Source organism: Herbidospora sp. RD11066 (assembly GCF_054661255.1).
This window is the reverse complement of the sequence record NZ_BAAGDO010000009.1, coordinates 43,254-55,007: the sequence shown is the minus strand read 5'-3', so window position 1 is coordinate 55,007 and position 11,754 is coordinate 43,254. Positions and strand designations below refer to the sequence as shown.

Genomic DNA, 11,754 nt, shown 5'->3' with positions numbered 1-11,754 from the left:
CCAATCCGTCACAAGACCCAACCGCGCGGGGTGTGATGACGTCCAATGGGGTTGTGACTATGGCATTGCGGGCCGGGGATCCCCGGTCGATCGGGCCCTACATGGTGGTTTCTCGGCTCGGGGAAGGTGGTCAGGGGGTCGTCTACCTGGCCGAATGGGGTGGAGAGCCGGTCGCGATCAAGGTGTTGCGGCGGGGTGGGGACGATGCGGTGATCCGGGAGGTGAACTCCACCCGGCAGGTCGCGGGGTTCTGCACCGCGCGGATCATCGATGTGGTGCTCGATCACGATCCGGCATACATCGTCAGTGAGTACGTCGCGGGGACGCCGCTCGATCGGGTGCCGCCGCGCCGGGGCGCGGAGTTACAGCGGGTCGCCATCGGGACCGCCACGGCGCTGGTGGCGATCCATCGGGCGGGGGTGATCCATCGGGACTTCAAGCCGGGCAACGTGCTGCTGGCTCCCGACGGGCCCCGGGTGATCGATTTCGGGATCTCCCGGCTGGTCCACAGCGAGACGACCGGGCGCGCGATCGGCAGTCCGCCCTACATGGCCCCGGAGCAGTACTCCGGGGAGCGGGTCACCGCCGCCGCCGACGTGTTCGCGTGGGGCGCGACGATCGTGTTCGCCGCGACCGGGCGAGTGCCGTTCGGCGGGGACAGCATCGCGGCGGTGGCCTACCGGGTGCTGCACTCCGAGCCCGACCTGACCGGGGTGCCCCCGGCGTTGCTTCCTCTGGTACGCCGCTGCCTCGCCAAGGCGCCGGCCGAGCGGCCCACCTCGAAGGAGGTGCTGCTCACCCTCCTCGGGCACGACGACGAAGACGACCTCAAGGTTCTGGCGTCGGGTCAGGCCGAGGCCACCCGGCCGGTGACGCGGCGGCGCGTTCCGTGGGCAGGGGTGGCGGCGCTGGTCGTCGCGGCGCTGGTCGCCGGGTTCTTCTTCTGGCCGCGAGGCGACCGGCCGCCCGAGACGCAGGCCGAGCTCGCGGCGATGCTGTCGGAGGTCTACCGGAAGACGCCGACCGCCACCTTCGCCGGCGAGGGCGGGATGGGCGAGGGCGACACCTTCACGACGTCGGCGGGCACCGTGACCGTCACCGGGGCGTCCGAGCTGCCGCACGACGACTTCGTCGCCGACATCACCTACGGCAGCGAGAAGACGAAGCGCTACACAATCAGGGACCGCACGGTGATGGAGTCGGGCGCGTCGCTCGGGGAGTTCGGCGACGGGGCCAACGAGCCGCCGATCCTGGTCATGGCGACGGCCGGACTGACCGTGATCCGGTCGCTCGTCGTGCAGGCCAACGTGACGTTCGAGCGCGACGGGCGGGTCTACCGGGGGATCGTCCCGGCGAACCTGACCGGGGACACGCTGAAGCTGCTGCTCCTCGAATACGCCGGAGACGCCCTCGACCGGTCGATCGTCACCTACACGCTGACGATCGACGAGGAGAACCGGCCGGTGTCCTTCAAGCTCGACTTCGGCCGGCCGCTCGGCGACGCGGGGCTGTACACGACGACGTTCCGGTCGACGTACACCGACTTCAGGAGTCCGTGAGCGCGGCCGAGGTGTTGACGACGGCCTGGAGGTGGCGGCGCATGGCCAGCGCGGCCATCTCGGCGTCGCCCTCCTTGATGGCCTCGAAGATGGCGCGGTGCTCGGCCCTCGCCTGGGCCGCCCGGCCCGGGGAGGCGCTCACCGCCAGCGCCTGGTCCTGGAGGACGGCACGCAGGTCTTCGACCAGCCGGGAGAACAGCGGGTTGCCGGTGGCCTGCGCGATCGCGATGTGGAACAGGGCGTCGATCTTGTTGCGCTCGGCCGGGTCGTCGTTCACCTCGAAGGCGGCGACCAGTTCGGCGAGGCCGTCGAGGTCCTCCGGGGTGCGGCGTTCGGCCGCCAGCCGGGCCGCCGGGACCTCCAGGTAGCGCCGCACCTCGTTGAGCTGCGACGGGAGGTACTGCCCGCTGAGCAGGTGCGACTGGACGCGGGTCGCGGCGACGAAGGTGCCCTTCCCCGCGTACGACTTGGTCAGCCCCAACGCGTTCAGGCTGTGCAGGGCCTCCCTGATGACCGAGCGGCTGACCCCGAACGACGACGCGAGCTCCGCCTCTGAGGGGAGGCGGTCGTCGACCGCGAAGTGGCGCGACTCGATCAGTTCGATGAGCTGCGTGCGGACGTGTTCCGCCGCGCTCTTCTGCTCGACGGGGACAACCTTCATTACAGGCAGGTCCTTCTTCATCTGGGCGCCAGAGTTCTCGTCTCCCACCGTGCCACGCAGGGTCGCCCCGCGGCGATATGCATCGTACGGCCGGACACGTCCATGATCACACCGGCGATCGTCGCGGTTCGCTCACGTTCGTGCATGTCCTCGTTCGGGTGCTGGCAGACGCTCGACGGGAGGTCCCGATGGTCGGCGAGCACCTTCTTGAGGTCGTCGACCGACAGGCCGGACCGGTCGTTCAGGCTCTCGGTGACGTTGCGCAGCCGCGTGTACGTGTGGGGCTTGCGGCGCGCGTACAGATCCTCGCCTGTCAGGTCCGTCGATCGGAAGTGGTTGGAGTGGGTGATCTGGCCGTCTTCCGGTGTCAGTACCCTCACCCCGTCGGCGCGGGGGGCCGTTTCGAGGTCGGCCGCGAAGCCGGTGTCGTCGGCGAGCAGGTAGTTGGCCGACAGGGCGCGCTCGGCGCCGATGATCGTCTGGGCGGCCTCGGCGCCAGACCTGCTGTCGAGGGCGGCCCGCAGCAGCACGTGGTAGGGCACCCCCAACCGGCCCTCGTCGCCATCGCTGACCAGCGTGTTCGTGCACAGTCCGACGCCTGCGTCGTTCATGCCGACCTTGGCGAGCAGCCCGGCCTCGACGAGCGTGATGAACGACGGGCCGTCGTCGCGGGTCACCTCGAGGAGCATCGCGGTGTCCATCGAGTGGAGCAGCCAGTCCCAGTTCTGCGCGATGAGCGTGGTGCCGGTGGCCGAGCGGTCGGGCAGCAGCGTCAGTGACGTGCACTCGTGCGGGATGTCCTTGTTGCCCGCGTGGAACATGATCTCGCTGCGGGTGTTGAGGGCGAGGATCTCCTCCACGTCGACCCCCGCGCCTTCGGCGATGCCCCGCATCTCGGTCAGCGACGACGGCGCGAAGTCGCCGACGACGTCGCGGTAGCCGGCCGCGTGCGCGCGCACGGTGGCCCAGTCCCATCCGGCGTAGTGCTCGAAGACCCGCTGGTAGGCGGTGATCGAACGGTGGATCCGGGTGCGGGCCAGCGTGCCGTACTGCTTGCCGCGTTCGGCGGGTGGCCCGGCTACCCGGACCACGGGGTACATCGGGTGCATGGAACAGGCCGCTCCCTCACATGAGGCCTGACACCGTCCAGGGTGCCTGGCTGTCAGACATGTTGATTGTGGGAGTGCACGTCCAAAAGTGTCAACTAGCGGCTTTTTCGGGCATAACGCCTTGCCAGAACTCAAAACACAGGTTCATGATGTCAGGCAGCCCTACAGGTTGGAGTTGTGGTGACATCTGTGCTGATAGCCGGTGGCGCGAGCGGCATCGGGGCCGCCACCGCGGCCCGGCTGCGCGCGGCCGGCGCCGACGTGCACGTGGCCGACATCGACGCGGCGGGCGCCGCCGAGGTCGTGAAGGCCCTGGACACCCACCCCGGTTCGGGGACGGCGAGCCATGTCGACCTGGCCACGGCCGACGGACCCGCCCAGGCGGTCGCCGACGCGGTGGACGCGCACGGCCGCCTTGATGCCATCGTCTTCTGCGCGGGCCTCCTCGTCGAGACCGAATTGGCAAATTTCTCCGCGTCCGAATGGGACCGGACGATGGCCCTCAACCTCCGCGCCCCGTTCCTGACCACCCAGGCCGCAGCTCCTTTTTTGAAGGACTCACCACACGGCCGGGTGGTGCTCACCGGCTCGACCGCCGCCTTCCGCGGCGGCGGCGGAAGTTTCGCGTACGCGGCCTCCAAGGGCGGTCTCGTCGCGCTGACCAGGTCACTCGCCGTCGCAATGGGCCCCGACGGCATCTGCGTCACCTGCGTGTGCCCCGGCTGGATCGACACCCCGTTCAACGACCCTTACTGGAAGCGCGTCGGCGGCAAGGACGACCGGACACTCACGAATCTGGAGTCGCGCATCCCCCTCGGCGGCCAGGGGATTCCGGACGACGTCGCCGCCGTCATCGAGTTCCTCGTCTCCCCCGGTTCCCGCTACCTGACCGGCCAGGCCGTCGTCGTCGACGGCGGCCTCCTCGCCTCGTAAGGCCACACACATGATCCGCGCCGAATCCGTCGTCACCCTCGAACTGGCCCAGCGACTCACTCTCGCCGCCCAGGCGGCGGCCGAGAAACCCATGGCCATCGCCATCACCGACCGCCACGGCGAGCTGATCCTTGCCACCCGGATGGACGGCGCCTCGCGCGTCGCCCTCGTCTTGGCCATCGACAAGGCGTTCACCGCCGCCGCGTTCAACGCGCCCACCGACGCCTGGGGTGAGGTCACCAAGCCCGGCGCGGCCGACTGGGGTCTGACCTCGGCGCTCGCGGGGCGCATCGTCGTCATCGCCGGCGGGTTCCCGTTGCGGTCCGACGGCGAGCTGATCGGCGCGATCGGCGTCAGCGGCGCCGCGCCGCACGTCGACAACGGGGTGGCGCTCGCCGCGCTGCGGGCCTGTGCCGACGTCCTCGACTCTTTTGCCTCATCCCATCCCGCCGAATAATCTCCACCCGGACAAAACAGACATGGAGTCTCAATGTCGCTGGCCCAGCAGAAGGTCGTGGTCCTCGCGTACCCCGGCTATCAGGAGCTCGACTTCTGGTATCCGGTGCTGCGCAGCCGCGAGGAGGGCGCGACCGTGCACATCGTGGCCGCAGCGCAGGGTGCGGAGAGCATCCTCGGCTACCCCGTCATCCCCGACACCGACGCCGCCGACCTCGACCCCGCCTCCGTCGCGGTGATCATCGCCCCGGGGGTCGCCCCGTGGGACCTGCCCGCACCGACCGGCGAGCAGATCGCCCTGGTCACGGCCGTACACGCGGCCGGAGGGCACGTCGCCTCCGTCGGCAACGGCGCCTCCGTGATCGCGAAAGCCATCGGAGACGACGCCGAGCGGGTCGTCGCCGTCGAAGGCACCAACGACCTCGCCGAGTTCTTCGCCACCCTTCGCAGAGGAGTCTGACCACCGATGGAAGTCTTCAGGACCGTTCTGGGCGACGTCTCGCCGGAGACGTCAGGCCGGTTCCTCACCCACGAGCACCTCCTCTACGGCTACCCGGGCGCCGAGCTCGACCACCGGACCGTGCTCGACTACGAGAACAACGTCGCGTTCATCGCCAAGCAGGTCGCCGACGGCATGAAGGACTGGGGCTTCGGCACGCTGGTCGACATGACCCCGCCGGAGGTCGGCCGCCACCCCGAGCTGATGGCCGAGGTCGCCCGCCGGACCGGCATGAACGTCATCGCGATCACCGGCTTCTTCCCCGAGCGCATGGGCGTCCCTTACTACTGGCGACGGCAGACCGTCGAGGAGCTGACCGACTTCTTCGTGAAGGACCTGACCGAGGGCATGGTCTTCGCGTGGCAGCAGACGCCGTACAAGGCGGGCGCCATCAAGATCGCCACCGGGCAGGAGAGCGTCACGCCGCTGCCGAGCCCGATCGGGCCGAACGGCCGCCGCATCCACGAGGTCGAGGACAAGGTGATCAGGGCCGCCGGGCGGGCCTCGCGCATCGTCGGCTGCGCGATCAACACGCACACCGACCCGATGGACTACCGCGTCACCAACCCCGGCATCGAGCAGCTCGACATCCTCGAAGAGGAGGGCGCCGACCCGGCGAAGGTCATCATCGGGCACGCCTTCGTCGAGCCGAACGAGGGTCAGCTGCACGAGATCCTCGACCGGGGCGCCAACCTCCAGCTCGACCACATCGGCATCCCGTGGCGGGTCGACACCGTCGAAGAACTCGACGAGCGCATGGCCGAGGCGTTCGTCGGCCTGATCAAGGAGGGGTACACGAGCCAGCTCGTGCTCTCCTACGACCGCTGGTTCTACAACCCCCGCTCCGACGTGACGGAGTCGGACCCGCAGCTCGCCAACGAGCGCGTCGACCTCGGTTACATGTGGACCTCGTTCATCCCGCGCCTGAAGAGCAAGGGCGTGACCGACGATCAGATCGACGCGATCACCCGCGACAACGCCAGCCGCATCTTCTCCATCAAGGTCTGAGGAACATCGTGGAACTCTCACAGGCACGGATCGTCGTGCTGGTCGAAAACCTCTACCAGGAGCTGGAGCTCTGGTATCCGGTCCTGCGCTTCCGCGAGGACGGCGCGCAGGTGCGGGTCGTCGGTCCATCGACGGAAGAGGTGTACGCCAGCAAGATCGGCTACCCCGCCCGCGCCGACCTGATCCCGTCGGACATCGATCTCGACTCGGTCGACGCCGTGATCATCCCGGGCGGCTTCTCGCCCGAGTACCTGCGGCGCAACCCCGAGATGGTCAAGCTCGTCCGGGACGCCGACGCGAAGAACCTGGTCGTGGCGGCCATCTGTCACGCGGGCTGGATGCTGGCCACCGCCGGGATCGTGGCCGGACGCGACGCGACGTGCGTGGCGACCATCAAGGACGACGTCATCAACGCCGGCGCGAACTTCAAGGACGAACCGGTCGTGGTGGACGGCAACCTCATCACCTCGCGCCTGCCCAACGACCTGCCGGAGTTCTGCGCGGCGATCAAGGACGCCCTCGAAGCACGGGAACCCGCCAAGGGCGGCCCGCTGCCCGAGCTCGCGTCCCCGCCGAACTCCTCCCCCGCCTACACCGCCACGGCGATCATGAAGAACCGCGCGGCGGGCCCCGGCTCGTCCAACTACCGGGCCTACGCGGTCCTCGACTCCTAGCCATGCGCGTCGACGTCCACCACCACGCGATCTTCCCGGCGTACGCCGAGGTCCTCAGCGGTCTGGGGATCGGGGCGCAGCCGGGCATCGGCCTGCCGGAATGGTCGGTCGGCGCCTCGCTGGCGATGATGAACGACCTGGACATCGACCTGGCCGTCCTGTCGGCCGGGTCGCCCGGGTTCTTCTTCGACGACGACCAGCCGCTCGCCCGTGAGCTGTGCGAACAGACCAACGCCGACCTGGCGAAGACGGTCGCGGACCATCCGGAGAGGTTCCGAGCGTTCGTGGCCGTGCCGCTGCCGTCGGTGGGCGACGCGCTGCACGCGATCGAGCGGTGGGCCGACCACGACGCGTTCGTGGGGGTCGGGCTGCTGACCAACTACGCGGGACGGTATCTCGGCGACCCGGCCTTCGAGCCGGTGCTGGCGGAGCTGGACCGGCGGGAGGCGGTGGTGCACGTCCACCCCCAGCTGCCGGTCCACTATCCGGCCGCCGAGATCGACCTGCGGCCCTCACTGATCGAGTACGTCTTCGACACCACCCGCGCCATCGTCAACCTGACCTTGAACGGCGCCCACGACCGCTATCCCGGCATCACGTGGATCTTCTCCCACTGCGGCGGCACCGCCCCCTACCTGGCCGGACGCCTCGCCATCGCCGAACCGCTGCCGGAGTTGCAGCAGGTCGGCGAAGGCGGCATCTACCGGGCGCTGCGACGGTTCCACTACGACTTCGCCCTCGCGACCACCCCCTACGCGCTCGGTTCGGCGCTGGAGCTGGCCGGTCCGGAACGGTTCCTGATCGGCTCGGACTTCCCGTTCGTCGACGCGAACACCTTCCGGTCGTGTCTCGCGGAGGCCGCCGAGATGCTGGGCGGCGACCTGACCACCGTGGCCACCGGCAATCCCGCCCGGCTCTTCCCGACCCTGAAGGGGTGAGAACGTGCCGCAATTCGACCTCCCACTCGCCCAACTGCGCGAATACCGCTACCCGGAGCCGGAACCGGCCGACTTCGACGCCTTCTGGGCCAGGACGCTCCAAGATCAACCCGAACCAACGGTCACCTTCGAGCCCTACGACGCCGGTCTGACCACCGTCGACACCTGGGACGTCACGTTCACCGGTTACGGCGGCGACCCCATCAAGGCGTGGCTGCTGCTGCCCGCGAACCGGTCAGGCCCCGTTCCGACGGCGGTCGAATATCTCGGGTACGGCAGCGGGCGCGGCATCCCGATCGAATCCCTGGCCTATGTGTCGTCGGGTTTCGGTCACTTCATCATGGACACCCGGGGTCAGGGCAGTTCGTGGCGGGCGGGCGACACCGGCGACCCTTCGGCCACCGGCCCGGCCGTGCCCGGCTACATGACGCGGGGCATCCTCGATCCGGCCGACTACTACTACCGCCGCCTCTACACGGATGCGGTGAGAGCGGTCGACGCAGCCAAAAAGCACGAACACGTCGCCGATGTGGCCGTCACCGGCAGATCCCAGGGCGGCGCGTTGTCGCTGGTCGTGGCCGGTCTGCGCGACGACGTCGCGGGGGCGGTCCCGCACGTGCCGTTCCTGTCGGCGTTCCGCCGGGGCACCGCGATCACCGAGCGGGAGCCCTACGCCGAGATCGTCCGATGGTGCTCGATCCACCGCACGAAGTGGGAGCGGGCGTTCGCCACGCTCGCCTATTTCGACGCGACCGCCTTCGCCGCCCGCGCGACGTGCCGGGGCTCGTTCTCGGTCGCGCTGATGGACGGCGTCTGCCCGCCCTCGACCGTGTACGCCGCTTTCAACGCCTACCACGGCCCGAAGGACATGACGGTCTGGCCGTACAACAACCACGAGGGCGGCGGGCCGGAAGACCAGCTCAGGACCGTCCGCGTGCTGCGCGAACTATTCCAATAACACCAAATCGTGACAAACGGAGCCTTGTTCGGCTCTGTAACACCAGGCAACATTTCAAACCTGCCAGACAAGCAGACAGCCTGACCGGCTGCTGAGAAAGGGGTCGGCGTGAAATCAGCTCTGCTGTACGGCCACAACGACCTGCGCGTCGAAGAGGTGGCCGACCCGGTCGCGGGCGAAGGCCAGGCCGTCATCAGGATTCACGCCTCGGGGGTGTGCCCCAGCGACATCCGCAGCTACACCGCCGCCACGGCCGCCAAGCGCGACCCGTGGACGCCCGGCCACGAGATCGCCGGTGTCGTGACCGAACTCGGGAGCGGCGACACCGGAGACCTCCAGGTCGGCGACCGGGTCGCGGTCGACTGGCGCGGGGTGTGCGGGCACTGCCACCAGTGCGCGCGGGGCGCCGCCAACTTCTGCGAGAACCTCGTCAAATATCCGATCGCCGGTTTCGCCGACGCGACCGTGATGCCGGTCCGGCAGCTCACCAAGCTCGCCGACGGCGTCGGCTTCGAGGCCGCGAGCTTCGCCGAACCGCTGGCCTGCGTGCTCAACGCCCACCGCGCCCTGCCGCTGCCCCTCACCGAGAACGTGCTGGTCGTCGGCGCCGGGCCGATCGGCCTGCTGCACACCCAGGTCGCCAAAGCGCGCGGCGGCCGGGTCATCGTCACCGACATGAAGGCCGACCGGCTGAAGGTGGCGCAGGAACTCGGCGCCCACGACGTGGTCGACGCCTCGGCCGGTCAGCGGGAAGCGGTCCTCGACCTCACCGACGGACGCGGCGCCGACGTCGTCGTCGTCACGGTCGGCATCCCCGCCGTCATCGAGGCCGCGTTCGGCCTGGTCGCCAAGAACGGCGTGGTCAACCTCTTCGCCGGCACCCACCCGAAGGGAAACCTCGCCCTCAACCCGGACGTGCCGCACTACGACCAGGTGTCCATCAACGGCAGCCACGACTTCATCCCCAACGACTTCGCGACCGCCCTGCGCCTGCTCCGCTTCGGCCAGGTCGACGTCGCCCCGCTGATCAGCCACCGGTTCCCGCTCGACGCGGTCGCCGAGGCGTTCGAAACCACCAAGCAGCAGCTCGGCCTGAAGTCCCTGGTCGTCGCAGAAGGAGAGTCATGAGCACCCACTGGCCCCGCCGTCGCATGCACCACGTCTTCGCCCCCGACGGGCGAGCCGTGATCGCCGCCATGGACGCCGGGATCACCAAGGGCGTCGCCCCCGGCCTTGAGCGGGGCCGCGAAGCGGTCAGGCGCATCGTCGACGGAGGTGTCGACGCGATCCTGGCCACCATCGGCCTGGCCCGCGCCGCCGCCGACGAACTGGGCGGCACCGGCCTCATCCTGGCCCTCGACAGCGAGATCCCCTCGGCCCAGTACGGCGTCGAGCAGGCGGTCCGCTGGGGTGCCGACGCCCTGGAGCTGAAGGTGTTCCCGGGCAACCCCGAGGTCACCAAGATGGGTGAGCTGCGCGAACTCTGCGCCGAGGCCGACCGCTGGGGAATGCCGGTGATGGCCGAGCCGATCCCGATCGGCTTCAAGGCCCTCGAAGCCCACACCCTGCCCAACATCGCCCACGGCGCGCGGGTGTCCGCCGAGGCGGGCGCCGACTTCGTGAAGGCCCAATACGCCGGCACGCCGGAGGACTACGCCGAGGTCGTCCAGGGCTGCCTGGTCCCGGTGCTCGCGCTCGGCGGGCCGATGAAGCCGACCCCGCTGCACGCGCTCCAGATGGCGCACGACGCGATCCAGGCCGGGGCCAGCGGCATCGTCTACGGCCGCAACATCGTCGAGGCCGAGCGTCCCGACCGGATGGTCGCGGCCCTGGTCGAGATCGTCCACGGCGGCGCGAGCGTCGACGTCGCCGCCAAGCACCTGAACATCCCCCTGTAAGCGAAGGAGCCCGAGAGATGATGCGTGCCGCCGTCTTCCACGGCGGCCGGGACATCCGGATCGAGGAGATGGCGATCCCGGCGCCCGGCCCCGGTGAGGTGCTGGTCCGGGTCGGCGCGGCCGGGGTCTGCGGCAGCGACGTGCTGGCCTTCCGAGGTCAGGGCCCGTGGCAGCACACCGCCGACAAGCCCGGCCGCGACGGTCACGAGCTGGCCGGCGAGATCGCCGCGATCGGCGCCGGCGTCACCGGCCTCACCCAAGGTCAGCGGGTCGCCGTCGAACCCAAGCACCTCATCGCCTGCGGCCAGTGCCCGCCCTGCCTGAACGACAGGTCGCACCTGTGCCGCCGGAGGGGCTACGTCGGCGACGTCCACGTGACGAGCGAGGGGTTCGCCGAGTACGACCTGGCCCCCGCCGAACGGGTCCACGTGTTGCCGGACTCGGTCTCCCTCGCGGCGGGGGCCATCCTCGATTGCTACGCGTGCGGCGTGCACACCTACAACCTGGTCAAGACCCCCGCCGGAAGCCGGGCGGTCGTCCTGGGCAGCGGCACCATGGGCCTGACCATGGGCCAGGTGCTGCGCGCCCACGGGGTGAAGGTCCTGCTCACGGGCACCGCGAAGGAGTTCCTCGACCTGGCGCTCGAAGCGGGCGCCGCCGACGAAGTGGCCTTCGCGGCCGAGGCCAAGCAGGCGATCGAGGACTTCACCGAGGGCAAGGGCGCCGACCTGGTCGTCGACGCCGTCGCCATCCCGAACGTGACGCTCCAGCAGGCGGTCGAGTCGGTCGCCGAAGGTTCCCCGGTCTGCGTGCTGGGCGTCTATCCGACCCCGCCGCGCCTCGAACCGCACGTCGCCTACGTGCGGGAGGTCTCCATCCACTGGTCCAACAGCTACGGCCCCGGCGCGTACGCCGAGGCGCTGCGGCTGGTCGCGGAGGGCGGGGTCGCGGCCGATCCGCTGATCACGCACCGGTTCCCGCTCGACCGGATCGTCGAGGCGTTCACCGCCGCCGACGAGAAGGAGCGGTCGCTGGCGATGAAGGTCCTGATCGAGCCCTAG

General features: G+C 69.7%; 13 protein-coding genes. 11 read left to right on the top strand and 2 right to left on the bottom strand.

All coding sequences use genetic code 11. The features are described from left to right. Positions 1–59: 59 nt before the first annotated feature. Entirely contained in the window at positions 60–1,559 is a 1,500-nt protein-coding gene (locus ACYQ78_RS29765) for a serine/threonine-protein kinase (RefSeq protein ID WP_459804266.1), read from the top strand. On the opposite strand, the gene ACYQ78_RS29760 is transcribed toward ACYQ78_RS29765, so the two are convergent. Together ACYQ78_RS29760 and ACYQ78_RS29755 are read right to left on the bottom strand one after the other, a co-directional pair. Next, positions 1,546–2,220 carry a FadR/GntR family transcriptional regulator gene (locus ACYQ78_RS29760; RefSeq protein ID WP_459804265.1) on the bottom strand — a complete coding sequence of 225 codons (675 nt, stop codon included), beginning with the start codon at positions 2,218–2,220 and terminating at the stop codon, positions 1,546–1,548. The two genes, ACYQ78_RS29765 and ACYQ78_RS29760, sit on opposite strands and share 14 nt — an antisense overlap. A 17-nt stretch (positions 2,221–2,237) precedes the next feature. Next, positions 2,238–3,320, bottom strand: a complete 1,083-nt coding sequence (locus tag ACYQ78_RS29755; RefSeq protein WP_459804264.1) for a C45 family autoproteolytic acyltransferase/hydolase — start codon at positions 3,318–3,320, stop codon at positions 2,238–2,240. A gap of 189 nt (positions 3,321–3,509) precedes the next feature. Here ACYQ78_RS29755 and ACYQ78_RS29750 point away from each other — a divergent pair, with 189 nt between their 5' ends. From ACYQ78_RS29750 to ACYQ78_RS29705, 10 genes are all read left to right on the top strand, one after another. Continuing rightward, positions 3,510–4,262: an SDR family NAD(P)-dependent oxidoreductase gene (locus ACYQ78_RS29750; RefSeq protein ID WP_459804263.1), complete on the top strand. Its 753-nt coding sequence runs from the start codon at positions 3,510–3,512 to the stop codon at positions 4,260–4,262. 10 nt (positions 4,263–4,272) lie between these two features. After that, positions 4,273–4,719, top strand: a complete 447-nt coding sequence (locus ACYQ78_RS29745) for a GlcG/HbpS family heme-binding protein (RefSeq protein ID WP_459804262.1) — start codon at positions 4,273–4,275, stop codon at positions 4,717–4,719. Between the two features lie 33 nt (positions 4,720–4,752). After that, positions 4,753–5,178, top strand: coding sequence for a DJ-1/PfpI family protein (locus ACYQ78_RS29740; RefSeq protein WP_459804261.1), 426 nt, complete (start codon positions 4,753–4,755; stop codon positions 5,176–5,178). A gap of 6 nt (positions 5,179–5,184) precedes the next feature. After that, positions 5,185–6,225 carry a phosphotriesterase family protein gene (locus ACYQ78_RS29735; RefSeq protein ID WP_459804260.1) on the top strand — a complete coding sequence of 347 codons (1,041 nt, stop codon included), beginning with the start codon at positions 5,185–5,187 and terminating at the stop codon, positions 6,223–6,225. Between the two features lie 8 nt (positions 6,226–6,233). Then, entirely contained in the window at positions 6,234–6,899 is a 666-nt protein-coding gene (locus tag ACYQ78_RS29730; RefSeq protein ID WP_459804259.1) for a type 1 glutamine amidotransferase domain-containing protein, read from the top strand. A gap of 2 nt (positions 6,900–6,901) precedes the next feature. Next, entirely contained in the window at positions 6,902–7,837 is a 936-nt protein-coding gene (locus ACYQ78_RS29725) for an amidohydrolase family protein (RefSeq protein WP_459804258.1), read from the top strand. Between the two features lie 4 nt (positions 7,838–7,841). After that, positions 7,842–8,795 (top strand): acetylxylan esterase, encoded by a 954-nt coding sequence (locus ACYQ78_RS29720; RefSeq protein WP_459804257.1) that lies wholly within the window; start codon positions 7,842–7,844, stop codon positions 8,793–8,795. Between the two features lie 108 nt (positions 8,796–8,903). Further along, a complete protein-coding gene (locus ACYQ78_RS29715; RefSeq protein ID WP_459804256.1) occupies positions 8,904–9,923 on the top strand; it encodes a zinc-dependent alcohol dehydrogenase in 1,020 nt (339 codons plus the stop codon). After that, on the top strand, positions 9,920–10,693 hold the full coding sequence (locus ACYQ78_RS29710; protein ID WP_459804255.1) for a class I fructose-bisphosphate aldolase: 774 nt from the start codon (positions 9,920–9,922) through the stop codon (positions 10,691–10,693). Before ACYQ78_RS29715 ends, ACYQ78_RS29710 begins: the two co-directional genes overlap by 4 nt. A gap of 17 nt (positions 10,694–10,710) precedes the next feature. Then, positions 10,711–11,754, top strand: a complete 1,044-nt coding sequence (locus tag ACYQ78_RS29705) for a zinc-dependent alcohol dehydrogenase (protein ID WP_459804254.1) — start codon at positions 10,711–10,713, stop codon at positions 11,752–11,754.

What these genes read in the sequence shown, in the direction of transcription:
- ACYQ78_RS29705 (WP_459804254.1), top strand. Translation starts at nt 10,711, where the DNA reads ATGATGCGTGCCGCCGTCTTCCACGGCGGCCGGGACATCCGGATCGAG.
- ACYQ78_RS29755 (WP_459804264.1), bottom strand. Translation starts at nt 3,320, where the DNA reads ATGTACCCCGTGGTCCGGGTAGCCGGGCCACCCGCCGAACGCGGCAAG.
- ACYQ78_RS29765 (WP_459804266.1), top strand. Translation starts at nt 60, where the DNA reads ATGGCATTGCGGGCCGGGGATCCCCGGTCGATCGGGCCCTACATGGTG.
- ACYQ78_RS29745 (WP_459804262.1), top strand. Translation starts at nt 4,273, where the DNA reads ATGATCCGCGCCGAATCCGTCGTCACCCTCGAACTGGCCCAGCGACTC.
- ACYQ78_RS29710 (WP_459804255.1), top strand. Translation starts at nt 9,920, where the DNA reads ATGAGCACCCACTGGCCCCGCCGTCGCATGCACCACGTCTTCGCCCCC.
- ACYQ78_RS29760 (WP_459804265.1), bottom strand. Translation starts at nt 2,220, where the DNA reads ATGAAGGTTGTCCCCGTCGAGCAGAAGAGCGCGGCGGAACACGTCCGC.
- ACYQ78_RS29740 (WP_459804261.1), top strand. Translation starts at nt 4,753, where the DNA reads ATGTCGCTGGCCCAGCAGAAGGTCGTGGTCCTCGCGTACCCCGGCTAT.
- ACYQ78_RS29735 (WP_459804260.1), top strand. Translation starts at nt 5,185, where the DNA reads ATGGAAGTCTTCAGGACCGTTCTGGGCGACGTCTCGCCGGAGACGTCA.
- ACYQ78_RS29725 (WP_459804258.1), top strand. Translation starts at nt 6,902, where the DNA reads ATGCGCGTCGACGTCCACCACCACGCGATCTTCCCGGCGTACGCCGAG.